We start from the raw sequence: 25,411 nt of genomic DNA on the forward strand, positions 1-25,411 counted from the left end.
CTAATGGAGAAAAATATGCAACGACAGCGCGGATTCACCTTACTGGAAATCATGGTGGTGATTGTTATCCTCGGCGTGCTCGCCAGCCTCGTGGTGCCCAACCTGATGGGCAACAAGGAAAAGGCCGACCGGCAAAAAGTGGTCAGCGATCTTGTGGCGCTCGAGGGGGCGCTGGACATGTACAAACTGGATAACAGCCGCTATCCCACCACCGAGCAGGGGCTGCAGGCGCTGGTCAGCGCGCCATCGGCCGAGCCGCACGCGCGCAACTATCCTGAAGGCGGCTATATTCGCCGTCTGCCGCAGGATCCCTGGGGCAGCGATTACCAGCTGCTGAGCCCCGGCCAGCACGGACAGGTGGATATTTTCAGCCTCGGGCCGGACGGCGTACCGGAGAGCAATGACGATATCGGCAACTGGACAATCGGGAAGAAATAGTGCGACAGCGCGGCTTTACGTTGCTGGAGATGATGCTCATTTTGCTGCTGATCGGCGTCAGCGCGGGCATGGTGATGCTGGCCTTCCCCGCCTCGCGCGACGATAGCTCGGCGCAGGCGCTGGCGCGCTTTGAGGCGCAGCTGCGCTTTGTCCAGCAGCGAGGGCTGCAAACCGGCCAGTTTTTTGGCGCCTCGGTGCATCCCGATCGCTGGCAGTTTCTGGTCTTACAGCCCCGCGAAAGCAACGACCCGCCCCCGGCCGGCGACGACTGGAACGGCTATCGCTGGCTCCCCCTGCGCGCCGGACGCGTCGCCACCTCGGGCAGCGTCGCCGGGAACACGCTGCATCTCACTTTTCCGCAGGGCGAGGCCTGGACGCCGGGCGACAATCCCGATGTGCTGATCTTTCCCGGCGGTGAGATGACGCCGTTCCGGTTGACCGTCGGCGAGGGACCGGGTATCGCGTTTAATGCGCGCGGCGAAAGCCTGCCCGAACCGCAGGAGGCGCCATGAAAAAGCAGGCCGGTATGACGCTGATTGAAGTGATGGTCGCCCTGGCGGTCTTCGCCCTCGCCGGGCTGGCGGTGATGCAGGCCACGCTCCAGCAAACCCGCCAGCTGGGTCGTATGGAGGAGAAAACCCTGGCCGGCTGGCTGGCGGATAATCAGCTGGTGCAGCTCCGGCTGGAAAATCGCTGGCCCGCGCTGAGCTGGTCGGAAACCACGGTGCAGGCGGCGGGCGTCAGCTGGCACATTCGCTGGCAGGGGGTGGAGACCGACCTGCCGCAGCTGCGGGCGCTGGACGTTGAAGTCCGCCGCGCCAAAAGCGATAAAATGCCCGTCTCTTCGCTGCGCACCTACGTGACGCCGCCATGATCCAGCGCGCTCGCGGATTTACCCTCGTCGAAATGCTGCTGGCGCTGGCTATCCTCGCCGCGCTCAGCGTCGCTGCGGTCACGGTGCTGCAAAACGTGATGCGCGCCGATACGCTCACCCGCGATAAGGGCGGGCGCATGCAGGCGTTACAGCTAACGTTCAGCCAGATGGCGGCGGACTTTAGCCAAATCATTCCCCGCCGCAGCCGCGACAGCGCGAGCCTCTTTTTTGCCGGACGTTTTCAGCTCGGCAGCGACGACTGGGCGATCGCCTTTAACCGCAACGGCTGGCCCAATCCTTTGGGGATCCTGCCGCGTTCGGAAATTCAGAACGTCAGCTACCGCCTGCGCGGGGATCGGCTGGAGCGTCTGAGCTACGACCAGCAGGACCCGCTGCCCGGTAGTCTGCCCACGGTGACCGTTATGCAGCGCAACGTGCAGGCGTTTCGCCTGCGCTTTTACGCCAGCGGCCGCTGGCAGGATGAATGGCAGCAGACGCAGACGCTGCCGCAGGGGCTGGAAGTCACCCTGACGCTGGAGCAGTCCGGCGAGATCCGCCGGCTGTTTCTGCTTACGTCGGGAGGCAGCCAATGAATACCCGCCAGCGCGGCGTCGCCCTGCTTATGGTGCTGCTGATCCTCGCTCTGATGATGGTGCTGGCGAGCGCCATGACCGAACGCAGCGCGCGGATGTATCAGCAAACCGCCACTACCCTCGATAACCTGCAGGCTAAATGGTACGCGCTGGGGGCGGAAACCCTGGCGGCGGCGCTGCTGCAACGCGACGCGCTCGACTCGCCGAACCAGACCCATCTGGCGCAGAACTGGGCCCAGCAGGGGCGCCGCTTTGCGGTCAATGATGGCGAGATCTACGCCACGATTACCGACGCTCAGGCCTGCTTCAACCTCAACGCCATTAACCAGCTCAGCGGCGACGAAAGCGTTGAAATCCCTTATCCCGCGCAGGTTTTTACCCGACTGCTGGAGAACCTCGGCAGCGAGCCGCTGCGCGCCTTACAGCTGACCGCCGCCCTGCGCGACTGGGTGGATAGCGATCGCCAGGCGCTGCTGAACGGCGCGGAAGACGAAGTCTATATGGCGCAATCCCCCGGCTATCTGACCGGCAATCAGCCGCTGCAGGACGTCAGCGAGCTGCGTCTGCTGGCCGGGATGGACGCCGCGCTCTATCAGCGTCTGCTGCCCTACGTCTGCGCCCTGGCGGACGAGACGCTGCAGGTGAACGTCAATACCCTGCAGCCCGCTCAGGCCGCGCTGCTGGCGGCGCTCTTCCCCGCTGAACTCACCCTCGTCGAAGCCCGGCAGCTGCTGCAGGCCCGCGCGACCACCGGCTGGAGCAGCGTCGCCGCCTTCCTGTCGCAGCCGCTATTACAAAAAACCGATACCGCCGCCGCGCGTCCGTGGCTGGCGGTGCACAGCGAGCGCTTTATCGCCACATTCAGCGTGGTGATGGGCAGCGCCCGCTATCAGCAACGCAGTCTCCTGCAAAAGCAGGGGCGAACCTTCAGCGTCGTCCAGCGGCGCTACGGAATCTATTGGGTAGCCGATGAATAACCACCATACTTTTTCCGCCGCCGTGCTGATTATTCGCCTCAATCCCGATGCCGCGACGGCGATATGGCGGCTGGCCGCGCCGGGCGACGCGGCGCAGACTGGCGAGTGGCATCCTGACGCTGGCGACCCGACGCTCAGCCTGCTGGCGCAGCGTCATCCGGCCTGGGTGCTGGTGCCCGCCAGCGACTGCGCGTTTCATCGCGTTACCCTGCCCGCCGGCGCGCGCCGAAATGCGCAGCAGGCGCTGGCGTTTTTACTCGAAGAACAGCTGGCAACGGAGATCGAAGAGAGCCATTTTGCCCTGATCCACCGGGATAAAAGCGACTGTGCCGTGGCGGTGGTCGGGCGGGAGAAGATGCGCGCATGGCAGGCCTGGTGCGAGGGGCTCGGACTGAACGTGCTGGCCCTGACGCCGGATGCCCTTACCCTGCCGCAGAACCCGACCGGCTGGAGCGCCGTACGCTGCGGCGAACAGTGGCTGTTTCGCTGCGAGACGTGCAGCGGTATGGCGGTGGAAACCCCATGGCTCGGCGAACTGCTGGTTCACTGGCCTGACCTCGCGCCCATCGCCTGCTACTCGCCGCCGCCGGATATCGCCGCGCCGTGGCAGCCTCGCCCGGCGCAGGATTTGCTGGCGCTGGCGGCGAGCAACCCGCAGGCGCGCAAAATCTGCTTACGCCAGGGCAATTTTGCCGCGAAACGCCGGCCGCCGACGCCCCGACGCTGGCGGCCGGCGATTGTCGCAACCCTGGCGCTACTGCTGCTGTGGAGCGGAAATCGCCTCCACGACCATCTCGCCCTGGCGCGTCAGGCCGACGCCGCCGTGCAGGCCAGTCGTGATTTTTACCGCCAGTGGTTCAAAGCGGAAAAAAATCTCGTCAATCCACGCCTGCAAATGCAGCAGCATCTGCGCCGTCTGGAAAGCGTGAGCGCCCGGCCGGAGCTCATCTCGCGGCTCGGCGCCCTACAGCAAATCATCGCTGAAACGCCGGGCATTCGCCTGCGCACCCTGAGCTATGATGCCGGGCGCAACGCGCTGCAGCTGGAGATATCCGCCGTTTCATCGCAGGCCCTGGCGCAGTTCAGCCAGCGGGCGCGGGCGGGGTTTCGCGTGCAGACCGGCGAGATGAAGCCGCGCGCCGACGGTATTGAAGGGCGTCTGACGCTGGAGGGGAACGATGGATAACCTGCTCGCCTTATGGCAACAGCGTACGCGCCGCGAACGGCATCTGCTGCTGGGGATGGGCGTCATGCTGATTATCGGCCTGATTTATTACGCCTTCTGGCAGCCCTGGCAAAATCGCGAGGCGCAGTGGCGGCAAACGCTGGCCAGGGAGCAGTCCAGCCTGCGGTGGATGCGCCAGCAGACCCCGCTTCTCCAGCAGCTTAACCAGCGGAAACCTTCTGCCGCTCCGGAAGAACCCTCGACGGTGATTATGCGCGAAGCCGGCCGCCACGGTATCGCTATCGTTCGCCTGCAGCCGCAGGGCTCCCGCCTGAGCCTTACCGTGCAGCCCGCCGATTTCCAGGCGCTGATGGCATGGCTGGACGCGCTGGGGCAGGCGGGGATGACCACCGCCACCCTGGCGGTGACCGCCGTGGCGCAGCAGCCCGGTTGGGTGACGATTAATACGCTGGTGCTGGAGCGCAGCGATGAAAAATAAACTCACTATCGCCCTGCTGCTGGCGGCGGTCTATCTCTTCTGGCTGCTGTTTAGCGCGCCGGCGCGGCTGCTCACTCTGGCGCTACCGGACGGCGCGCGGCTCGGCGAAACCACGGGCACCCTGTGGCAAGGAGAAGCCCGTCAGGCCAGCTGGCGCGGTTTTGACATCGCCCATTTACGCTGGGAGTTTGGCTTTTCGTCGTGGCTTCCCGGCTGGCATATCGCGTTTAACGACCCCTCCGGCCTGCGCGGCCAGGCCTGGCTGCACGGTCTGAACGACGTTGTGGTGCGCGAGGGACGACTCGCGGCGCCGGCCCGGACGATCGGCCAGCGGTTAGCATCCGGCATACCGCTGGAGGCCCGCGGTCAGGTTGTGCTGACGCTGCCCGAGGCCCGCTTTAACGCCGGCGGTTGCCGACAGATGACCGCCAGCACCGTGCAGTGGCGGGACGCGGCGCTCAGCTCCCCCGCCGGGTCGCTCGAACTGGCCCAGGTCAACGGCAAACTAAGCTGTACCCCGGCGGGCGCGCTGGCTGTCGCCCTGACCCAGGACTCCCGTCAGCTTAGCCTCGCAGGACAGGGCGTTCTGACGCCCAACGGGCGCTATACGTTTAACGGTACGCTGCAGACCCGCCAGACGGCTCCGGCGCTGCTGACGCTGCTGCTCGCGCAAAACGGCCGCAAAGATGAGCAGGGGCGCACGCCGTGGCAGTGGCAGGGGCAGTGGCGCTCCGGGGAGAAAAAATAGAGATGGAAAATATCGCGCTGTTACCCGAGTTCGCCGCGCAATTCCCGTTAATCTGGGGCGGCTTTTTATTCCTGTCCGGACTGGCGTTCGGCAGCTTTTTTAACGTCGTTATCCATCGTTTACCGCTGATGATGGAACGCGCAGAGGGGGTGAATCTCTGCCTCCCCGCGTCGTTCTGCCCGCAGTGCCGTCAGCCTATCGCCTGGCGGGACAATATCCCGCTGCTGAGCTTTTTATGGCTCAGGGGGCGCGCGCGCTGCTGCGGGCAGCCGATCTCGCGTCGCTATCCCCTGATGGAGCTGACGACCGGCGCGCTGTTTGTACTCGCGGGGTACCTGATGGCTCCGGGCATGCCGCTGCTGGGCGGGCTAATTTTCGTGTCCGTACTGCTGATCCTCGCCGCCATCGACGCGCAAACGCAGCTGCTGCCTGACAGGCTGACGCTGCCGCTGCTGTGGGCCGGTCTGCTGTTCAATCTTTCCGATACCTTCGCGCCGCTGGCGGAGGCGGTCATTGGCGCGATGGTCGGGTATTTGTCGCTGTGGTCGGTGTACTGGGTGTTCCGTCTGCTGACCGGTAAAGAGGCGCTGGGCTACGGCGATTTCAAGCTGCTGGCAGCGCTCGGCGCGTGGCTCGGCTGGCAGCCGCTGCCGCAGACGCTGCTGCTGGCTTCCGCCAGCGGTCTGGTCTGGACGCTGCTGCAGCGCCTGGTAACCCGTCGTTCGCTCGAACAACCTCTGGCCTTCGGCCCCTGGCTGGCGCTGGCGGGCGGCGGCATCTTTTTGTGGAGCCAGGTATAAAACATCCCCTGCTCGCGCTGCGCTTAGCAGGGCTACTGGCGGTGCTGGTCCGGTAGCCCCGATAAGGCGTTTACGCCGCAACCCGGGAACTCTCCGGCTACGAATACTTTTTGGTGCGCCGGGTCGGGGCGGTATTGGCCGGATCGTCGGGCCAGACGTGCTTGGGATAGCGCCCTTTCATCTCTTTTTGCACCTCGCGGTAGCTCCCCTGCCAGAAGGCGCCTAAATCGCGGGTGATCTGCAGCGGGCGCTGCGCCGGCGAAAGCAGCTCCAGCACGAGCGGCACGCGCCCCTGGGCGATAGTCGGAGTGGTCGCTTCGCCAAACATCTCCTGCATCCGCACCGCCAGCGCCGGCGGGTTTTCATCGTGATAACGAATGGCGATGCGGCTACCGGTCGGCACCGTATAGTGCGTGGGCAGCTCGCTGTCCAGCTTCTGGCGCAGCGGCCACGGCAGCCAGTTTTGCAGCGCCTGACGCACGTCCAGCGCCTTCAGGGCGCGCAGCGAATGGACGCCCGCCATCTGCGGCAGCAGCCACTGTTCAAGCGAGGCCAGCAGCGACGCCTCGTCAACGGCCGGCCACGCCTCCTCCGGCAGCCACCGCGCCGCACAGTGTAGCCGCAGACGCAGCTGCTCCGCCTCCGGCGTCCAGCTGAGCACGCTCAGTCCCTTCTCGCGGATCCCGTTGAGCATCGCCTGGTGCAGCTCCTCCTCCGACGGCTTCGCCAGCGGCTGGGTCTTAATCACCAGGCGTCCGATACAGGTGCGCCGCCAGGCCTTCAGCGTTCCTAACGCCTCATCCCACTCGACGATATCGGAACGCCGGGCCAGGGCCGGACACTGCTCAATCAACGCGTGAATATCGACCGGCAGCGCCAGCAGGATCCGCGCGTCCGGCGATGCGCTTCCCTGCAGCAGCAGCGGCGCAATCAACCATTCGTGGCGGCCCAGCGCATCGTCGGCGTCGAGCATCGCCCCCATCCCGTTAGCCAGCTGGTAGCGCCCCTCCTGGCCGCGACGATGGGCGATACGGTCGGCAAAAGCGGAGGCCAGCAGCGCCGCGATGCTGTCGGCGTCGGGCTGACCGCCGCGAAACGCCAGCCTTTTCATCAGCTGCTGCGCCCGCTGCTGCCAGTTACCCTGCTGACGGGCAAACGCCGCGCTAAGATCGCTATTGCCACCGCGCGGCGGCTCTTCAAGGATTGCCGCCAGTTTAGCCGCCGTGGCGGCGCTATCGGCATCCTCCGCCGCGGTCAGCATCGCCGCCAGGCGCGGATCGTTGCCCAACGCCGCCATTTTGCGCCCGTGCGCCGACAGCCGCTCGCCTTCCAGCGCAGAAAGGTCGGTGAGCAGACGCCGGGCCGCCGCCAGGTTGGTCGCAGGCGGCAGATCCAGCCAGCTGAGCTGGGCCGGGTCCTGGCATCCCCACTGCAGCAGCTCCAGCAGCAGCGACGACAGATCGCTTTGCAGAATTTCCGGGTCGCCCTGCGCCGCCGCGCGCTCGGCCTGCTCTTTAGCCAGCAGATGCAGGCAGATACCCGGCGCCAGGCGCCCGGCGCGTCCGGCACGCTGGGTCATTGAGGCCTGGCTGATGCGCTGCGTGACCAGGCGGGTAAGCCCGGTGCGGGCGTCAAAGCGGGCGACCCGCTCCTGGGCGCTATCCACCACCAGCCGAATCCCCTCGATGGTCAGACTGGTCTCGGCGATATTGGTCGCCAGCACCACTTTGCGCATCCCGGCGGGCGCGGGCAGTATCGCCTTACGCTGCTCGCTCAGCGGCAGCGCGCCGTACAGGGGGCAAAGGATCACATCGCTCGCCACCCGCTCCGCCAGCCGCTCCTGAACGCGCTGAATCTCTCCCACCCCGGGCAGAAACAGCAGCATTGAGCCATTTTCGCTGCGCAGCAGCTCCGCGGCGGCCACCGCCACCGCCTCGTCAAAGCGCTGATGGGCCGGCAGCGGCAGAAAACGCCGCTCAACCGGAAACGCGCGCCCTTCGGAAACGATAACCGGCGCCTCCGGCAGCAGCCGCTGCAGGCGTTCATTGTCCAGCGTCGCCGACATAATCAGCAGTTTGAGATCGTCGCGCAGTCCCTGCTGAACGTCGAGCAGCAGCGCCAGCGCCAGATCCGCCTGCAGGCTGCGTTCGTGGAATTCATCGAGGATCGCCAGCCCCACGCCGCTCAGCTCCGGATCGCGCTGGATCATCCGCGTTAAAATGCCCTCCGTCACCACTTCGAGGCGCGTGTTCGGCCCGATGCAGGTCTCCGCGCGCATGCGATAGCCCACGGTCTCGCCGGGCTTCTCTCCCAGCAGTTCCGCCAGCCGCTGCGCCACGTTACGCGCGGCCAGCCGCCGCGGCTCCAGCAGGATTATGCGTCCGTTGATGTGACCTTCGGCGAGGATTTGCAGCGGCAGCCAGGTGGATTTCCCGGCGCCGGTTGGCGCATTAAGCAGAACCTGCGGCGCATGCCGCAGGGCAGAAAGAAGTTCAGGGAGGACGGCGGCAACCGGCAATGAGGACACGAAACGCTCCGGAGGTTAACATTTGCGGGCAAGCATTGTAGCATCCCGGTAATTCATTACCGAGTCTCTATCATGTCCGAGCCGAAAAGGCTGTTTTTCGCCATTGAACTTCCCGGGGACGTTCAGCAGCAGATCGTGCACTGGCGCGCCGCCAGCTTTCCCGGCGATGCGGGTCGACCGGTGGCGGCGGCTAACCTCCATCTGACGCTGGCGTTTCTTGGCGAGGTGAGCGCGGACAAGCAGCGGGCGCTGTCAGCGATGGCCGGACGGATCCGCCAGCCGGGCTTTACCCTGACGCTTGACGATGCCGGGCAGTGGCTGCGTTCGCGGGTGGTGTGGCTGGGCACCCGTCAGCCGCCGCGCGGAGTGCTGCAATTAGCGAATATGCTGCGCGCCCAGGCCGCCCGCAGCGGCTGCTATCAGAGCCCGCAGCCGTTTCATCCGCATATCACCCTGCTGCGCGACGCGCGCCACGCGGTGCCGATTCCGCCGCCCGGATTTAGCTGGGCGTTTGCGGTCAACGAATTTGTGCTCTACGAATCCAGCTTTAGCCGCGGGCGCACCCGCTATCAGGCGCTGGAACGTTATCCCTTCGACAAGGAAAGCTGATGCTGTTCACTCCTCCCCTGCAGTCCGCCACCCTGGTTAAACGTTACAAACGGTTTCTCGCCGACGTGGTCACCCCCGACGGCCGCGAGCTGACCCTGCACTGCCCCAACACCGGCGCCATGACCGGCTGCGCCGCGCCGGGCGATACCGTCTGGTATTCCACCTCAGATAATCCTAAGCGTAAATATGCCCACACGTGGGAATTAACTGAAACCGTAGAGGGCGCGACAATTTGTGTTAATACTCTACGTGCTAACACGTTGGCAAAAGAGGCGATTCTGGCAGGAAATATTCCCGAGCTTTTGGGCTATAACACGCTGAAAAGCGAAGTGAAGTATGGTGATGAAAGCAGCCGCATTGATATTCTGTTACAAGCAGATGACCAACAAAACTGCTATATTGAAGTGAAATCGGTTACGTTGGCGGAAAAGGAATACGGTTACTTCCCCGATGCGGTTACCGCACGCGGTCAGAAGCACCTGCGGGAGCTGATGAGCGTGGCGGCAGCGGGCGATCGGGCGGTGATTTTGTTCGCCGTGCTGCACTCGGCGATAGACCGTTTCTCACCCGCGCATCATATTGATGCCAGATACGCACAGCTATTGATTGAGGCGCAAAACAAGGGGGTGGAAATTCTCGCCTACAAGGCGGAACTTTCTACCGAGATGATGACTCTGAATAAGCCGATTACCGTGGTGTTAACCCCCGGTAAATAAACGGCTAAATAGTATTCGGGTCGCGAGCGCAAATACGCTTTTCCTCACAGGGTTGTCAAGTGTAACGTTTAGATAATTGCTATCCGGAAAAGCATCTGCTATTTATAGCGGCCTGATTTTTCCCCCAACACGGGGATCGATAGTGCGTGTTAAGGAGAAGCAACATGCAAGAAGGGCAAAACCGTAAAACATCGTCCCTGAGTATTCTCTCCATCGCTGGGGTGGAGCCGTACCAAGTGAAGCCGGGCGAAGAGTATATGAACGAAGCCCAGCTGGCGCACTTCAAGCGCATTCTTGAAGCGTGGCGTAATCAACTTAGGGATGAAGTGGATCGCACCGTAACGCATATGCAGGATGAAGCTGCTAACTTCCCGGATCCGGTAGACCGTGCCGCTCAGGAAGAAGAGTTCAGCCTGGAGCTGCGTAACCGCGACCGCGAACGTAAACTGATCAAAAAGATCGAGAAAACGCTGAAAAAAGTCGAAGACGAAGATTTCGGCTTCTGTGAATCCTGTGGCGTTGAGATTGGTATCCGTCGTCTGGAAGCGCGTCCGACCGCCGACCTGTGCATTGATTGCAAAACGCTGGCGGAAATTCGCGAAAAACAGATGGCAGGCTAATCACTTCGCTGACGCATCTCTGGCGGGAGCTTTCTCCCGCCCTGATGCTTTAGTCATACGATGACAGATTCCCACTACATCGGGCGCTTTGCCCCCTCACCTTCCGGCGAACTCCACTTCGGCTCATTGATTGCCGCGCTTGGCAGCTATCTTCAGGCTCGGGCGCAGAACGGTATCTGGCGCGTGCGCATTGAAGATATCGATCCGCCGCGTGAAGTCCCCGGCGCCGCCGAGACTATTCTTCGTCAGTTAGAGCACTTCGGCCTGCACTGGGACGGAGAGGTACTCTGGCAGTCAAAACGCCACGAAGCCTATCGTGAGCGCCTGGCCTGGCTACGCGAGCAGGGCCTCTGCTACTACTGCACCTGCACCCGCGCGCGTATCCACGCTATTGGCGGCCTTTACGACGGCCACTGCCGCGATTTACGCCTCGGCGCGGAAAACGCCGCCCTGCGCCTGCGGCAAACGCGTCCGGTCCTTGAATTTTATGACCAGCTACGCGGTACGATCGTCGCCGACGAACCTCTGGCGCGTGAAGATTTTATTATCCACCGTCGCGATGGGCTGTTTGCCTATAATCTGGCGGTGGTGGTGGACGATCATTTTCAGGGCGTCAGCGAAATCGTCCGCGGCGCCGATCTTATCGAGCCGACGGTGCGGCAAATTTCGCTCTATCAGCATTTTGGCTGGCAGGCGCCGGACTATATCCATTTGCCGCTGGCCCTCAACGCGCAGGGCAATAAACTGTCGAAGCAAAACCACGCTCCGGCGTTATCTACAGGCGATCCGCGCCCGGAAATTGTGCGGGCGCTAACGTTTCTTAATCAGGATGTCATTCAGGAATGGCAGACGCTGAGCATTGAAGATTTACTCAAGTACGCGGTAGCGAACTGGCGGCCGGAGCAAATCCAGCATTCTCAAATGCGTTCTGCTGAGCTATGATTAGCCGCTATTTTTTTGTCCTGAAGTCCGTCTGACACTACGAGGTGTACCATTTTTACCCGAGTCGCTAATTTTTGCCGTAAGGTGCTAAGCCGTGAAGAGCGCGAGGCAGAAGCCGCCGTCGAACAACTACATATGACGGTTATCCCGCGCGAGCAGCATGCAATTTCCCGCAAAGATATCAGTGAAAATGCCCTCAAGGTCATGTACAGACTCAATAAGGCGGGCTACGAATCGTGGCTGGTCGGCGGCGGCGTACGCGATCTGCTGCTGGGCAAAAAACCCAAAGATTTTGACGTCACCACCAACGCCACGCCGGAGCAGGTGCGTAAGCTGTTCCGCAACTGCCGTCTGGTCGGCCGTCGCTTCCGCCTGGCGCACGTGATGTTCGGGCCGGAAATTATCGAAGTCGCGACCTTCCGCGGCCACCATGAAGGCCACACCACCGATCGCGTCACCTCCCAGCGCGGCCAGAACGGCATGCTGCTGCGCGACAACATCTTCGGTTCGATTGAAGAAGACGCCCAGCGTCGCGACTTTACCATCAACAGCCTCTATTACAGCGTGGCGGATTTCACCGTCCGCGACTACGTCGGCGGCATGAAAGATCTGCAGGATGGCGTCATCCGGCTGATCGGCGATCCGGAAACCCGCTATCGCGAAGATCCGGTGCGCATGCTGCGCGCGGTGCGTTTTGCGGCGAAGCTCAGTATGAGCATCAGCGAAGAGACCGCCGAGCCGATCCCGCGCCTGGCGACGCTGCTGCACGATGTACCGCCGGCGCGCCTGTTTGAAGAGGTGTTAAAACTGCTGCAGGCCGGCGACGGCTATCAAACCTATATTCTGCTGCGCGAATATAATCTGTTCCAGCCGCTGTTCCCGACCATTACCCGCTACTTCACCGAGCGCGGCGATAGTCCGATGGAGCGCATCATCAGCCAGGTGCTGAAGAATACCGATAACCGCATTCGCAACGATATGCGCGTTAACCCGGCGTTCCTGTTCGCGGTAATGTTCTGGTATCCGCTGCTGGAAACCGCGCAGAAAATCGCCCAGGAAAGCGGGCTGGCCTACTACGACGCCTTCGCGCTGGCGATGAACGACGTGCTGGACGAAGCCTGCCGCACGCTGGCGATCCCGAAACGCATCACTACTCTGGTGCGCGATATCTGGCAGCTTCAGCTGCGGATGTCCCGCCGTCAGGGCAAACGCGCGTGGAAGCTGATGGAGCATCCCAAATTCCGCGCCGCCTACGATCTGCTGGAGCTGCGCGCCGGCGCCGAAAACAGCAGCGAACTGCAGCGTCTGACCAAATGGTGGGGCGAGTTCCAGGTCGCCGCGCCGCCGGATCAGAAAGATATGCTGGATGATTTAGGCGACGATCCGGCTCCGCGCCGCCGCCATCGTCGTCCGCGTAAACGCGCGCCGCGCCGCGAAGGCAGCGCATGACGCTCGCTTATATCGCTATCGGCAGTAATCTGGCCTCGCCGCTGGAGCAGGTTAACGCTGCCGTTAACGCGCTGGCGGAGATTCCTGACAGCCGGGTGATAAGCGTTTCCTCTTTCTACCGTACGCCGCCGCTGGGGCCGCAGGATCAACCTGACTACCTCAACGCCGCCGTGGCGCTGGAGACGTCTCTCGCCCCAGAGGCGCTGCTCGACCACACTCAGCGCATTGAGCTGCAGCAGGGCCGCACGCGTAAAGCTGAACGCTGGGGACCGCGCACGCTGGACCTCGACATCATGCTGTTCGGCAATGAGGTGATTAACACCCCGCGGCTGACCGTGCCGCACTACGATATGCAAAACCGCGGCTTTATGCTGTGGCCGCTGTTTGAAATTGCGCCTGAGCTATGTTTCCCCGACGGTTTGGCATTGCGCGACGTGCTGGCCAATCTCGGCGCGGAAAAACCCGCGAGCTGGTAATACCCCTTCATTTTTTAGCAATTACGGCGATCGTGGTAATCGGTTGCCTAAAACCATTGCCCCCCTGAATGCGGCTGCTAGAATGCCGGTTAAAATGACTTTCATCATCAGGAAACGTTATGAAACCGACCACTATCGCCCTGCTGCAGAAATGCAAACAGGAGAAGAAACGCTTCGCCACTATCACCGCCTATGACTACAGCTTTGCAAAGCTGTTTGCCGATGAGGGTATCAACGTGATGCTGGTCGGCGATTCGCTGGGCATGACGGTGCAGGGCCACGACTCCACCCTGCCGGTGACCGTAGAAGACATTGCCTATCACGCGCGCGCGGTGCGCCGCGGAGCGCCCAACTGTCTGCTGCTCGCCGATCTGCCGTTTATGGCTTACGCCACGCCGGAACAGACCTTCGAGAACGCCGCCATCGTGATGCGCGCGGGAGCCAATATGGTCAAAATCGAGGGCGGCGCATGGCTGGCGGATACGGTGAAAATGCTCGCCGAGCGCGCGGTGCCGGTGTGCGGGCACCTCGGTCTGACGCCCCAGTCGGTGAACGTCTTCGGCGGCTATAAAATTCAGGGCCGCGGCGATGCCGGGCAAGTTCTGCTGGATGACGCGCTGGCGCTAGAAGCGGCGGGCGCACAGCTGCTGGTGCTGGAGTGCGTACCGGTCGAGCTGGCGAAACGCATCACCGAGGCGTTAACCATCCCGGTGATCGGCATCGGCGCGGGCAACGTCACCGACGGGCAAATCCTCGTCATGCATGACGCATTCGGCATTACCGGCGGCCATATTCCCAAATTTGCCAAAAATTTCCTGAGCACAGCGGGCGACATGCGCGCCGCGGTACGGCAATATGTTGCCGAAGTGGAGTCCGGCGTCTATCCGGGCGAAGAACACAGTTTCCATTAAGGAGTGTTGTTGTGCTGATTATTGAAACCCTGCCGCTGCTGCGCCAGCATATCCGTCGTTTACGCCAGGAAGGCAAGCGCATTGCGCTGGTTCCCACCATGGGCAACCTGCACGATGGTCATATGAAGCTGGTTGATACCGCCAAAGCCAGCGCGGATGTGGTGGTGGCCAGTATCTTCGTCAACCCCATGCAGTTCGACCGCGCCGAGGATCTGGCGCGCTACCCGCGTACCCTGCAGGACGATTGCGAAAAGCTGAACAAGCGTAAGGTCGATTTTGTCTTTGCCCCTGCCGCGGCGGAAATCTATCCGCACGGCATCGAAAATCAGACTTACGTGGATGTTCCGGGGCTGTCGACGATGCTCGAGGGCGCCAGTCGTCCAGGCCACTTCCGCGGCGTTTCCACTATCGTCAGCAAGCTGTTCAACCTGATCCAGCCGGACGTCGCCTGCTTCGGCGAAAAAGACTTCCAGCAGCTGGCGCTGATCCGCAAAATGGTGGCCGATATGGGCTACGACATCGAGATTATCGGCGTGCCGATAATGCGCGCGAAAGATGGGCTGGCACTCAGTTCGCGCAACGGCTATCTCAGCGCAGACCAGCGCAAAGTTGCGCCGGGGCTGTATAAGGTGATGAATGGCGCGGCGGAGAAGCTGGCGGCCGGCGAGCGCAATCTTGACGAGATTATCGCGATTGCCGCGCAGGAGCTGAACGAAAAAGGCTTCCGCGCCGATGATATCCAGATCCGCGATGCCGACACGCTGCTCGACCTGACGGAAAACAGCCAGCGCGCGGTGATCCTGATGGCGGCATGGCTCGGCGAAGCGCGTTTGATCGACAACCAGATAGTGGCGCTCGTTCGGTAGACACGGGTTAAAAATCGGGCAATACTGCCTGGAATTTCCTCAAGGCGGGCGTCACGTCCGCTTTGTTATCGTTAAGCTTTAAAGGTAGACGTTATGATTCGTAATATGCTGCAGGGCAAACTCCACCGCGTAAAAGTCACGCAGGCCGACCTGCACTATGAAGGCTCCTGCGCTATTGATCAGGATTTCCTGGATGCGTCCGGCATCCTTGAAAACGAGGCTATTCATATCTGGAATGTGACCAACGGTAATCGTTTCTCCACCTACGCCATCGCCGCGGAGCGCGGTTCGCGAATTATCTCCGTGAACGGCGCGGCAGCACACTGTGCAAGCGTCGGCGATATTCTGATTATCGCTAGCTTCGTCACCATGCCTGACGAAGAAGCCCGCACCTGGCAGCCGAAAGTGGCCTATTTCGAAGGCGAAAACGAAATGAAGCGCCAGGCCAAAGCTATTCCGGTGCAGGTTGCCTGATCTACCCCTGCGGCTGGTTGCTTATCAGCCGCGACATTGTCTCCAGCGAATCCGTTCTTAATATATACAGCCTTTTCAACAAGAACGGATTATCGCCCGGCTTTACCTTCCCTCTCACCGTAGTCACCGCCAGATGAAAACCGGCGTCGTTGGCGGCCTGGACCGCCTTAGCGTTATAGCCGCCAAACGGATAAGAGAGATACAGTACGTGGGGGTTAAACTGTGCCAGCGCCCGCCGCGAATGCGCAAAATCAAACAGAATATTGTGATAGCTGCGGCTGAGGAGAATCGGATGACGTTCAGCATCAACCCGATGCAGGAAATGGGTATGCGACTGCACGTCAAAGACGTCCTGGATCTGTTTTAGCTCGGAAATACTCATAAACTGCAGCGATTTAGGCGCCCATTTCTGCGGATGGCGCTTGATGCGCGACGAGATAATAAACGCCGTGGCGTGAAAGCCATACTGTTTGAGGATTGGGTAGGCATAGCGGTTGACCGACTTCAGCCCATCGTCAAAGGTGATCGCCACCGCACGCGCCGGAAGATTCACTTTATTACGCAGATAGCCTTCCAGTTGATACATGCTGAGCGTGGTGTAGCCCTGGTCGCGTAGCCAGGTCATCTGATTGCTGAAGGCGCGCACGGAAGTCGTCGTTGAGGTATGGCGAAAGCGGGTATTTTCTTCATCACGCAGGATATGGTGATAAGTCAGTACTGGGATGCCGTTATCTTCTTGCGCATCCAGACTGCTCACCCACGCCAGGCGGTTGCCGATACGAATCTGAAACCAGGTTTGATTAAGCCGATCTTTGAGTTTGCTGATAATCGGATAACGCAAATTATTCGCCAGGGTGCCAAATGGCGCGCTGCCCACGGCGGGGGCATCATAGATTGGCGTATCTTTCCAGGTAATGAGGTTTTGGTTGCTTAGAGGCTTATGCAGATCGCCAAGGCTATCCTCCACCCGCTGCTTACCCTGTACCGGCCCCAGGTGGCCTTTATCGATAAAGCCGGTCGCAAAGCCAAAATTAAACTCATAGTAATCCGCCGCCGTCGGTACTACCGCCAGAATTTGCCCTGCCCGCACGTTGCCGACGCTCACCACCTGATTGCCAACCTGCGCCCAGATATCCGCATCTTCGGTCGTTTGCATATAACGTGCCGGCACACCCTGCTGGCTCAACAGGCTGGCAGAGGCGCTTAGCGCCGTGAAAAGGAGGAGTAAAGCAAGAATTCGGGCAAACATGCGCATCGAGCCGGTAGACAAGAACTGCCGTCATTGTAACAAAAGCCTCATCAATACCAACGCTTAATTCCCGTACGGCTCATGCAGTAGTCGAAAAGGTGGATTTTTTTGCTGCTGATGCCAGAGGCTGCTCACCGCCGGGCCTCCGGCGCTGACAATGGCGTGTCGGAAGGCTTCGCTGCTCAGGTTCTGGCGCAGCAAATACATGCTTTCCAGTAATGGATAGTCGATCCCGGAAATCACTTCACAGTGGGTGTGCTTATGGCTCAGCAGCGCCGCCACGCGATAAGGCGCCGCGCCGGTATTATCGGTCAGAAAAATGACCCCGTCTCCGCCGTCCGTCTCATGCAGCGCGTCGCACAACATGCGGCTCAGCATATTGCTGCTGAGATTACGCCAGTAGTTGACCGCCCGACACTGCGTCAGCGGCCCAAACTTTTTCTCCAGACGATCCAGCATCTCCTGCGCCAGTTCGTCATGACAGGTAATCACCCAACCTAACATCGCCCACCTCCTTAGCAGGCAAACAATGTAGCAAGGGAAGAGATGAATATCGGTGATGACAATCAAAATTGTTTGCCGGCGCTTCGCTGAACGGGGCAGCGAAGCGCCGTGGTTGACTAAATTAGCTGCGAAGCCCGCGTCCGCGCTGGATCAGATACCAGCACAAGAGATAAAACGCGACGATAAACACCACCAGCACGCCGAAGGTGGTGGCGAGCGGAACATCGTTAATGCCGAGGAAACCGTAGCGGAAACCGCTGATCATGTAGACGATCGGGTTCAGATGCGACAGCCCTTGCCAGAACGGCGGCAGCAGGGTCAGCGAATAAAAAACCCCGCCGAGATAGGTCAGCGGCGTCAGCACGAAGGTCGGAATAAGGCTGATATCGTCAAAGGTTTTGGCAAACACCGCATTCAGCAGACCGGCCAGCGAAAATAGCACGGCGGTCAGCACCAGGGTCAGGGCGACGAATATCCATGAGTGAACCTGGAACGGTACGAAAAACAGCGAAATCGCCGTCACCAGAATCCCGACGCACAGACCGCGGGCAACGCCGCCGCCCACATAGCCGGCGATAACCACGTGGGTGGGAACCGGCGCGACCAGCAGTTCTTCAATATTGCGCTGAAATTTCGCGCTGAAGAAGGAGGACGCCACGTTGGCGTAGGCGTTGGTGATCACCGCCATCATAATCAGGCCCGGCACGATAAACTGCATATAGGTGAAACCGTGCATTTCACCGATGCGCGAGCCGATCAGATTGCCGAAAATAACAAAGTAGAGGGTCATGGTTATGACCGGCGGCACCAGCGTCTGGATCCAGATACGCATAAAGCGGTGGATCTCTTTGGTCCAGATGCTTTTCAGCGCGACCCAATAAAGCTGCATCATGCTGATTCTCCTTTCCGGTCATGGACCAGCGTGACAAACAGCTCTTCCAGACGGTTAGCTTTGTTACGCATACTTAATACCTGTACGCCCTGCGCGCTTAACTGAGTAAATACGCTGTTAATCCCCTGCTCACGCAGCACCTCAACCTCCAGCGTCGACGTATCAACCAGACGATACTGATAGCCTTCCAGTACCGGTAATGGACTCTTAGGTGCCAGATCGAGAATAAAGGTTTCCGATTTCAGTTTGGAAAGCAGCGACTTCATCGAGGTGTTTTCCACCAGCTCACCGTTCTGAATAATGCCAATATTGCGACACAGCATCTCGGCCTCTTCCAGATAGTGGGTAGTGAGGATAATCGTCGTGCCTTTATCGTTGAGATCTTTCAGGAAGCCCCACATCGAACGACGCAGCTCGATATCCACTCCCGCCGTGGGTTCATCAAGAATCAGCAGCTTCGGCTCGTGCATCAACGCGCGGGCAATCATCAGGCGACGCTTCATGCCGCCGGAGAGCATCCGCGCGCGTTCGTTGCGTTTTTCCCAAAGATCGAGCTGTTTAAGGTACTTTTCGCTACGGGCGATCGCTTCTTTGCGCTCGACGCCGTAGTAGCCCGCCTGGTGAATCACAATCTGCTGCACGGTTTCGAACGGGTTAAAGTTGAACTCCTGCGGCACCAGGCCGAGCTGGCGCTTGGCGTTCACCACATCCTTTTGCAGGTCATAGCCAAACACGTTGACCTCGCCGGAGGTTTTATTCACCAGCGAACTGATAATGCCGATAGTGGTGGATTTTCCCGCGCCGTTTGGCCCCAGGAGCGCGTAAAAATCGCCCGCCTCAACCTGCAGATCGATTCCGCGCAGCGCCTGAACCCCGCCGGGGTAGGTTTTTTTAAGCTGTTTTAGTTCCAGAGCAATGGTCATTAAATGTCTCTTCTCGTGTCGTGACACGCGATGGGTTGTTTTAAAAAATGTGAGGTTAACCTATATTAGCGCAACGCACTTACTTGGTTACAGGCCCGTAAACATCCATGAACGATATAGATACACTCATCAGCAACAATGCACTATGGTCAAAAATGCTGGTGGAGGAAGACCCCGGTTTCTTTGAGAAACTGGCACAGGCGCAGAAGCCGCGCTTTCTGTGGATTGGATGTTCAGATAGCCGCGTCCCCGCTGAACGTTTGACCGGCCTGGAACCTGGCGAGCTGTTTGTACACCGTAACGTCGCCAACCTGGTGATTCATACCGATCTGAACTGTCTTTCCGTCGTGCAGTACGCGGTCGACGTACTGGAAGTTGAACACATCATCATCTGCGGCCACTACGGCTGCGGCGGCGTGCAGGCGGCGATTGAAAATACCGAGCTTGGCCTTATCGACAACTGGCTGCTGCATATTCGCGATATCTGGTTTAAGCACAGCTCGCTGCTGGGGGAAATGCCCGAAGAGCGCCGCCTTGATACGCTGTGTGAATTGAATGTGATGGAGCAGGTTTACAACCTTGGCCATTCAACGATTATGCAGTCGGCGTGGAAGCGTGGACAGAAGGTGACAATTCACGGCTGGGCCTACGGCATTCACGATGGCATGTTACGCGATCTGGACGTGACCGCCGTCAGCCGCGAAACGCTGGAGCAGCGCTATCGCCAGGGCATTTCCAACCTTAAAAGCAAGCACGTCAATCACAGATAATTCACGCGCCCCTCTTAACTATCCCGGATAAGCCGGGATAGACACTCCGCGTTACTCGTCCAGCAGCGTCACTTTGCCGATATACGGCAGGTGGCGATAGCGCTGAGCATAGTCGATACCGTACCCCACCACGAACTCGTCCGGGATCGCAAAACCGACAAACTCAACCGGCACCTTCACTTCGCGGCGGCTTGGCTTATCGAGCAGCGTACAAATCGCCAGCGATTTTGGTTCACGCAGGCTGAGGATTTCACGCACTTTTGACAGCGTATTGCCAGAGTCGATGATGTCTTCCACGATCAGCACATCTTTACCGCGGATATCTTCATCCAGGTCTTTGAGGATTTTGACGTCACGGGTGGTGGACATGCCGCTGCCGTAGCTCGAGGCGGTCATGAAATCCACTTCATGGGGTACCTGAACCTCACGGCACAGGTCGGCCATAAACATAAATGAACCGCGTAATAGCCCCACCAGCACCATTTCGCTGCCGCTATCTTTGTAATGTTCATTAATTTGACGACCGAGCTCAGCGATACGGGCTTTGATCTCAGTTTCCGGGATCATCACTTCTACAGTATGTTTCATAAAACTAACCATTTGATTCTTAATGTAAATCATCAAAGCCGCTGCGATTGCACCGACGTTGACCGGCAAGCCACGCAGTATACCAGTAAAAAGAAATATGCGATGCAGTGATTAATAAAGCCCATTTTGTGATTCCGATCACACTTGTTAAATCCTATAATTAATTGCAGTTAAAAAATTAACAAACAAACGAGTGTCCTTCTATGGCAGAAACAAAATCTCAACAATCACGGCTACTCGTGACGCTGACGGCTCTTTTTGCAGCGTTCTGTGGCCTGTATCTTTTAGCGGGCGGGGCCTGGCTGGTCGCTCTTGGCGGCTCATGGTACTACCCTGTCGCAGGCCTGGTCATGCTTGGCGTCACCGTCCTGCTGTTCCGCGGCAAGCGTTCTGCGCTTTGGCTGTACGCCGCGCTGCTGCTTGCCACTATGATCTGGGGAGTATGGGAAGTTGGTTTCGACTTCTGGGCGCTGACCCCGCGTAGCGACATTCTGGTCTTCTTCGGCATCTGGCTTATCCTGCCGTTTGTCTGGCGCCGCCTGCCGATTCCCTCCTCTGGCGCCGTTGCCGGGCTGGTTGTCGCCCTGCTGATTAGCGGCGGTATCCTGACCTGGGCCGGCTTCAACGACCCGCAGGAAGTCAACGGTACGCTGAGCGCTGATGCAACGCCAGCAGCCCCCATCTCCGACGTAGCCGATGGCGACTGGTCGGCGTATGGCCGAAATCAGGAAGGCCAGCGCTACTCGCCGCTGAAGCAGATCAACGCCGATAACGTGAAGAACCTGAAAGAAGCCTGGGTCTTCCGTACGGGCGATCTCAAGCAGCCTAACGATCCGGGTGAAATCACCAATGAAGTCACGCCGATTAAAGTGGGCGACACGCTTTATCTGTGTACCGCTCATCAGCGCCTGTTCGCGCTTGACGCGGCCACAGGTAAAGAAAAGTGGCATTTCGATCCGCAGCTCAACGCTGACCCCTCTTTCCAGCACGTGACCTGCCGCGGCGTTTCATATCATGAAGCCAAAGCGGATAACGCGCCGGCGGATGTGGTTGCCGACTGCCCGCGTCGTATCATTCTTCCGGTCAACGATGGTCGCCTGTTCGCCATCAATGCCGAAACCGGTAAGCTGTGCGAGTCCTTTGCCAATAAAGGCATTCTCAATCTGCAAACCAACATGCCTGTCACTACGCCGGGTATGTATGAACCAACATCACCGCCGATTATTACCGACAAAACTATCGTCATTGCCGGCGCCGTGACCGATAACTTCTCCACCCGCGAGCCGTCGGGCGTTATCCGTGGCTTTGATGTGAATACCGGTAAACTGCTGTGGGCCTTTGACCCGGGCGCGAAAGATCCCAACGCGATTCCTGATGATGAACATCATTTCACGCTGAATTCACCAAACTCCTGGGCGCCAGCGGCCTATGACGCGAAGCTGGATCTGGTCTACCTGCCTATGGGCGTAACCACCCCGGATATCTGGGGCGGCAACCGTACGCCTGAACAAGAGCGCTATGCCAGCTCCATCGTGGCGCTGAACGCGACGACCGGTAAACTGGCGTGGAGCTACCAGACCGTTCACCACGATCTGTGGGATATGGATATGCCGTCTCAGCCGACGCTGGCGGATATCGACGTCAACGGTAAAACCGTGCCGGTGATCTACGCTCCGGCAAAAACCGGTAATATTTTTGTCCTCGATCGCCGCAACGGTGAACTGGTTGTCCCGGCGCCGGAAAGACCGGTTCCGCAAGGGGCGGCGAAAGGTGACTACGTCGCGAAAACTCAGCCGTTCTCCGACCTGAGCTTCCGTCCGAAGAAAGACCTGACCGGCGCGGACATGTGGGGCGCCACCATGTTCGACCAGCTGGTGTGCCGCGTTATCTTCCATCAGCTGCGCTACGAAGGGATTTTCACCCCGCCGTCAGAACAAGGCACGCTGGTATTCCCGGGTAACCTGGGGATGTTCGAATGGGGCGGCATCTCCGTCGATCCGAACCGCCAGGTGGCGATTGCTAACCCGATGGCGCTGCCGTTTGTCTCAAAACTGATCCCTCGCGGCCCAGGTAACCCGATGGAGCAGCCAAAAGACGCCAAGGGTTCCGGTACCGAAGCCGGTATTCAGCCACAGTACGGTGTCCCTTACGGCGTTACGCTTAATCCGTTCCTGTCACCGTTTGGTCTGCCCTGCAAACAGCCAGCCTGGGGCTATATCTCCGCGCTGGATCTGAAAACCAACGAAGTGGTGTGGAAAAAACGTATCGGTACGCCGCAGGATAGCCTGCCGTTCCCGATGCCGATTAAGCTCCCGTTCACAATGGGTATGCCGATGCTGGGCGGTCCAATTTCGACGGCCGGCAATGTGCTGTTTATCGGCGCGACCGCGGATAACTACCTGCGCGCGTACAATATGAGCAACGGTGAAAAATTATGGCAGGCACGTCTGCCGGCAGGCGGCCAGGCGACGCCGATGACCTATGAAGTGAATGGCAAGCAGTACGTTGTCATCTCTGCGGGCGGTCACGGTTCGTTTGGCACGAAGATGGGCGACTATATCGTCGCTTATGCTTTACCGGACGACGCGAAGTAAAAAACAGAAGGCCCGGTTTCCGGGCCTTCTCTCTATGGTACGTCTCTCTCTTTTCTATCGAAGCAAGCCACACGCCTCGCCCTTAGACGGGAAGCGAATTCTACACCGTAAATCCCAGCATCATTCCCGTATCTTCATGCTCCAGCAGATGGCAGTGCGCCATATAGGCATGCTCTTTCGACGCATCGTGATCAAATTTCACCAGCACTTCACTGACATCGCCTTCAACCCTGACGGTATCTTTCCAGCCGCTCCTGTGGGGTGCCGGCGCTTTGCCGTTTTCGGACAAAATACGGAACTGAGTGCCGTGAATATGGAACGGATGCAGCATCATGTCGCCTTTGCCAGAAATCACCCACCGCTCATACTGCCCTTTCGCCGCCGCAAACAGGGGAACATTCATATCAAAGGCTTTACCGTTGATCCGATTCGCATTATGGAAATCAAACTCCTTATTACCGTGCTTCATCTGCGCCGTGCCGCCATGATTCATGCTTCCCATGTCACCGTGGTTCATATTGTTCATATTCCCCATATCTCCGTGATTCATCATCATGCCATGGTCCATGCCTGACATGGCCTGGTCGCCATATTTTTGCATCAGCGCCTGCATGCCCATCATATCGAGCATCGGATCCATCGAGAGCTGCAAAGTACGCTGAGTCAGGCCCTGAAGCGAGGGCAGCGCTGGCATAGCGGCCAGCACATCCGGCAGCTTACCGGAAGCCTGGATAGTCAGCGGCTGCACGCGTAACACTGGCTGCGGCCGATCAAACGGAGCGATCGCCATCCCCATCTGGTTGACCGGGAGCGTAATTAAATCGAAGGGCTTCCCGTCAGTGGTATCCACCAGCACTTCGAAACGCTCGCCCATCAGCACCGGCAGCGCGTTAACTTTCACCGGCTCAGCCAGGAGACCACCATCGCTTGCCACGACGTACATGGGCCGCTTATCGCTGGTGGCGAAATTCAAAGAACGCGCATTACAGCCGTTCAGCAGACGTAAACGTAGCCAGCCGCGAGGCGCAGCGTGCTCCGGGTACAGTGCGCCGTTAGTGAGCAGCGTATCGCCAAACCAGCCCACGGCTGCGCTCATAATATCGAGCTGATAATCAATCTCTCCCGCTGAGGTGAATTTTTTATCCTGCACAATCACCGGGACATCATCAATTCCCCACTGCTTTGGCAGGAGCAGCTTTTCGCTTTCTGCATCAGAAATCAGCACCAGCCCTGCCAGCCCCATCGCGACTTGTCTGCCGGTTTTACCATGCTGATGGGGATGGAACCAGCAGGTCGCCGCCCGCTGCGTTGGGGTAAAGGTCACCGTGCGGGAGCCTCCGGCGGCAATCACGCCCTGGGGACCGCCGTCCACGGCGCCGGGAACCTCCAGACCGTGCCAGTGCACGGTGGTCTCCTCCGCCAGACGGTTATGAATGTCGATGGTCGCCTCCTCACCCTGCTTAAGCTGTAGGGCCGGTCCCAGCAGATTGCCGTTATAGCCCCAGGTGGTCGCCAGATGAGGGCCGAACTGCGTTTTTCCAGCCTGGATGATTAACGAGATGCGATTGCGCGCGTCGGCGGTAAGCAGTTCGGGTACAGGCAAAGATGGGCGGCTGGCGGCAAAAACCGAGCGGCTCCATAGCGGCAATGCGCTGGCCACGCTGACCGCAGCGGTTAGTTTAAGAAACTCACGACGTTGCATTTTCACATCCTTTTTATTCTGCTGGTGAATAATTGAGCTTAAACCCTCCCCCAACAGGAAGGTCAAGCAGAAGAGTAAGAATAAAGCTCGGCGCACTGTAACGAAGTGTGCTAACTTTGTTTGTCCGTGATTCAATGGTAGAAAAAATGAAGACGCTTTTCAGAACAATAGTGCTTGGCAGCCTGCTGACTCTCTCCGCCAATAGCTATGCATTAAGCGAGTCCGAAGCGGAAGATATGGCTGATTTAACGGCAGTATTCGTCTTCCTGAAGAACGACTGCGGTTATCAAAATCTGCCTAACACGCAGATTCGCCGTGCCCTGGTCTTTTTTGCTCAGCAGAATCAATGGGATTTAAGCAATTACGACAGCTTCAATATGAAAGCGCTCGGCGAAGATAGCTACCGGGACCTTAGCGGAATCCAGATTCCCACCACTAAAAAATGCAAAGCGCTGGCCCGCGATTCGCTTAGCCTGCTCGCTTACGTGAAATAACCCCCTTCATT

The 25,411-nt window shown here is 59.3% G+C and carries 28 protein-coding genes; 21 read left to right on the top strand and 7 right to left on the bottom strand.

The window, feature by feature from the left end:
• The first annotated feature begins 15 nt into the window (after window positions 1–15).
• Genes gspG through ACESQ2_RS17595 form a run of 9 tightly spaced genes read left to right on the top strand, consistent with a single transcriptional unit; the run spans window position 16 to window position 6,094 of the window.
• Entirely contained in the window at window positions 16–438 is a 423-nt protein-coding gene (gene gspG, locus ACESQ2_RS17555) for a type II secretion system major pseudopilin GspG (protein ID WP_004098709.1), read from the top strand.
• The gene (gspH, locus tag ACESQ2_RS17560) at window positions 438–950 is read left to right on the top strand and encodes a type II secretion system minor pseudopilin GspH (protein ID WP_025107367.1); all 513 of its coding nucleotides are present in this window, start codon (window positions 438–440) and stop codon (window positions 948–950) included. Before gspG ends, gspH begins: the two co-directional genes overlap by 1 nt.
• A complete protein-coding gene (gspI, locus tag ACESQ2_RS17565) occupies window positions 947–1,312 on the top strand; it encodes a type II secretion system minor pseudopilin GspI (RefSeq protein WP_009654631.1) in 366 nt (121 codons plus the stop codon). The genes gspH and gspI overlap by 4 nt, the downstream gene beginning before the upstream one ends.
• Entirely contained in the window at window positions 1,309–1,905 is a 597-nt protein-coding gene (gspJ, locus tag ACESQ2_RS17570) for a type II secretion system minor pseudopilin GspJ (RefSeq protein ID WP_373171013.1), read from the top strand. The genes gspI and gspJ overlap by 4 nt, the downstream gene beginning before the upstream one ends.
• The gene (gene gspK, locus ACESQ2_RS17575) at window positions 1,902–2,882 is read left to right on the top strand and encodes a type II secretion system minor pseudopilin GspK (protein WP_014227974.1); all 981 of its coding nucleotides are present in this window, start codon (window positions 1,902–1,904) and stop codon (window positions 2,880–2,882) included. The genes gspJ and gspK overlap by 4 nt, the downstream gene beginning before the upstream one ends.
• Window positions 2,875–4,068: a type II secretion system protein GspL gene (gspL, locus tag ACESQ2_RS17580; protein WP_224237264.1), complete on the top strand. Its 1,194-nt coding sequence runs from the start codon at window positions 2,875–2,877 to the stop codon at window positions 4,066–4,068. The genes gspK and gspL overlap by 8 nt, the downstream gene beginning before the upstream one ends.
• Complete coding sequence (gene gspM, locus ACESQ2_RS17585) at window positions 4,061–4,546, top strand: type II secretion system protein GspM (RefSeq protein ID WP_032694397.1); 486 nt, start codon at window positions 4,061–4,063, stop codon at window positions 4,544–4,546. Before gspL ends, gspM begins: the two co-directional genes overlap by 8 nt.
• The gene (locus ACESQ2_RS17590; protein ID WP_046877783.1) at window positions 4,536–5,294 is read left to right on the top strand and encodes a type II secretion system protein N; all 759 of its coding nucleotides are present in this window, start codon (window positions 4,536–4,538) and stop codon (window positions 5,292–5,294) included. Before gspM ends, ACESQ2_RS17590 begins: the two co-directional genes overlap by 11 nt.
• Before the next feature lie 2 nt (window positions 5,295–5,296).
• The gene (locus ACESQ2_RS17595; protein ID WP_046877784.1) at window positions 5,297–6,094 is read left to right on the top strand and encodes an A24 family peptidase; all 798 of its coding nucleotides are present in this window, start codon (window positions 5,297–5,299) and stop codon (window positions 6,092–6,094) included.
• 97 nt (window positions 6,095–6,191) lie between these two features.
• Here ACESQ2_RS17595 and hrpB read toward each other — a convergent pair whose 3' ends face one another.
• Window positions 6,192–8,621 (bottom strand): ATP-dependent helicase HrpB, encoded by a 2,430-nt coding sequence (hrpB, locus tag ACESQ2_RS17600; protein ID WP_373171017.1) that lies wholly within the window; start codon window positions 8,619–8,621, stop codon window positions 6,192–6,194.
• Window positions 8,622–8,693: 72 nt separating this feature from the next.
• On the opposite strand from hrpB, the gene thpR reads away from it, so the two are divergent.
• The 9 genes from thpR to panD all read left to right on the top strand — a co-directional run bounded on the left by thpR (window position 8,694) and on the right by panD (window position 15,684).
• Entirely contained in the window at window positions 8,694–9,230 is a 537-nt protein-coding gene (thpR, locus tag ACESQ2_RS17605) for an RNA 2',3'-cyclic phosphodiesterase (RefSeq protein WP_014837425.1), read from the top strand.
• Complete coding sequence (gene sfsA, locus ACESQ2_RS17610; RefSeq protein WP_004098690.1) at window positions 9,230–9,946, top strand: DNA/RNA nuclease SfsA; 717 nt, start codon at window positions 9,230–9,232, stop codon at window positions 9,944–9,946. Before thpR ends, sfsA begins: the two co-directional genes overlap by 1 nt.
• Before the next feature lie 164 nt (window positions 9,947–10,110).
• Window positions 10,111–10,566, top strand: a complete 456-nt coding sequence (dksA, locus tag ACESQ2_RS17615; protein WP_004098689.1) for an RNA polymerase-binding protein DksA — start codon at window positions 10,111–10,113, stop codon at window positions 10,564–10,566.
• 60 nt (window positions 10,567–10,626) lie between these two features.
• Window positions 10,627–11,508, top strand: coding sequence for a tRNA glutamyl-Q(34) synthetase GluQRS (gene gluQRS, locus ACESQ2_RS17620; protein WP_014837424.1), 882 nt, complete (start codon window positions 10,627–10,629; stop codon window positions 11,506–11,508).
• Window positions 11,509–11,559: 51 nt separating this feature from the next.
• On the top strand, window positions 11,560–12,957 hold the full coding sequence (pcnB, locus tag ACESQ2_RS17625) for a polynucleotide adenylyltransferase PcnB (RefSeq protein WP_071846143.1): 1,398 nt from the start codon (window positions 11,560–11,562) through the stop codon (window positions 12,955–12,957).
• Window positions 12,954–13,433 (top strand): 2-amino-4-hydroxy-6-hydroxymethyldihydropteridine diphosphokinase, encoded by a 480-nt coding sequence (gene folK, locus ACESQ2_RS17630; protein WP_025106514.1) that lies wholly within the window; start codon window positions 12,954–12,956, stop codon window positions 13,431–13,433. Before pcnB ends, folK begins: the two co-directional genes overlap by 4 nt.
• Window positions 13,434–13,552: 119 nt before the next feature.
• Window positions 13,553–14,344 (top strand): 3-methyl-2-oxobutanoate hydroxymethyltransferase, encoded by a 792-nt coding sequence (panB, locus tag ACESQ2_RS17635; protein WP_373171023.1) that lies wholly within the window; start codon window positions 13,553–13,555, stop codon window positions 14,342–14,344.
• An 11-nt stretch (window positions 14,345–14,355) separates the two neighbouring features.
• Complete coding sequence (panC, locus tag ACESQ2_RS17640) at window positions 14,356–15,210, top strand: pantoate--beta-alanine ligase (protein WP_032748013.1); 855 nt, start codon at window positions 14,356–14,358, stop codon at window positions 15,208–15,210.
• Between the two features lie 93 nt (window positions 15,211–15,303).
• Entirely contained in the window at window positions 15,304–15,684 is a 381-nt protein-coding gene (panD, locus tag ACESQ2_RS17645) for an aspartate 1-decarboxylase (protein ID WP_004098675.1), read from the top strand.
• A gap of 1 nt (window position 15,685) precedes the next feature.
• On the opposite strand, the gene ACESQ2_RS17650 is transcribed toward panD, so the two are convergent.
• The 4 genes from ACESQ2_RS17650 to ACESQ2_RS17665 all read right to left on the bottom strand — a co-directional run bounded on the left by ACESQ2_RS17650 (window position 15,686) and on the right by ACESQ2_RS17665 (window position 19,252).
• The gene (locus ACESQ2_RS17650) at window positions 15,686–16,939 is read right to left on the bottom strand and encodes a polysaccharide deacetylase family protein (RefSeq protein ID WP_025106512.1); all 1,254 of its coding nucleotides are present in this window, start codon (window positions 16,937–16,939) and stop codon (window positions 15,686–15,688) included.
• Window positions 16,940–16,996: 57 nt separating this feature from the next.
• Window positions 16,997–17,437, bottom strand: a complete 441-nt coding sequence (locus ACESQ2_RS17655) for a PTS sugar transporter subunit IIA (RefSeq protein ID WP_032748011.1) — start codon at window positions 17,435–17,437, stop codon at window positions 16,997–16,999.
• 121 nt (window positions 17,438–17,558) lie between these two features.
• Window positions 17,559–18,329, bottom strand: coding sequence for an ABC transporter permease (locus tag ACESQ2_RS17660; RefSeq protein ID WP_004098668.1), 771 nt, complete (start codon window positions 18,327–18,329; stop codon window positions 17,559–17,561).
• Window positions 18,326–19,252, bottom strand: a complete 927-nt coding sequence (locus ACESQ2_RS17665) for an ABC transporter ATP-binding protein (protein ID WP_004098667.1) — start codon at window positions 19,250–19,252, stop codon at window positions 18,326–18,328. Before ACESQ2_RS17665 ends, ACESQ2_RS17660 begins: the two co-directional genes overlap by 4 nt.
• Window positions 19,253–19,359: 107 nt before the next feature.
• On the opposite strand from ACESQ2_RS17665, the gene can reads away from it, so the two are divergent.
• The gene (gene can, locus ACESQ2_RS17670; protein ID WP_004098666.1) at window positions 19,360–20,022 is read left to right on the top strand and encodes a carbonate dehydratase; all 663 of its coding nucleotides are present in this window, start codon (window positions 19,360–19,362) and stop codon (window positions 20,020–20,022) included.
• 51 nt (window positions 20,023–20,073) lie between these two features.
• Here the strand turns inward: can and hpt are convergent, their stop codons facing one another.
• Complete coding sequence (gene hpt / locus ACESQ2_RS17675; RefSeq protein WP_014227950.1) at window positions 20,074–20,610, bottom strand: hypoxanthine phosphoribosyltransferase; 537 nt, start codon at window positions 20,608–20,610, stop codon at window positions 20,074–20,076.
• 203 nt (window positions 20,611–20,813) lie between these two features.
• On the opposite strand from hpt, the gene ACESQ2_RS17680 reads away from it, so the two are divergent.
• A complete protein-coding gene (locus ACESQ2_RS17680) occupies window positions 20,814–23,204 on the top strand; it encodes a glucose/quinate/shikimate family membrane-bound PQQ-dependent dehydrogenase (protein WP_064405747.1) in 2,391 nt (796 codons plus the stop codon).
• 100 nt (window positions 23,205–23,304) lie between these two features.
• Here the strand turns inward: ACESQ2_RS17680 and cueO are convergent, their stop codons facing one another.
• A complete protein-coding gene (gene cueO, locus ACESQ2_RS17685) occupies window positions 23,305–24,906 on the bottom strand; it encodes a multicopper oxidase CueO (protein ID WP_046877789.1) in 1,602 nt (533 codons plus the stop codon).
• Between the two features lie 146 nt (window positions 24,907–25,052).
• Between cueO and ACESQ2_RS17690 the strand changes: the two genes are divergently transcribed.
• Window positions 25,053–25,400: a YacC family pilotin-like protein gene (locus tag ACESQ2_RS17690; protein ID WP_014227947.1), complete on the top strand. Its 348-nt coding sequence runs from the start codon at window positions 25,053–25,055 to the stop codon at window positions 25,398–25,400.
• Window positions 25,401–25,411: the final 11 nt, after the last annotated feature.

Origin of the sequence: Klebsiella sp. Q11, assembly GCF_964241505.1 — a bacterium.
Lineage (GTDB): Bacteria > Pseudomonadota > Gammaproteobacteria > Enterobacterales > Enterobacteriaceae > Klebsiella > Klebsiella michiganensis.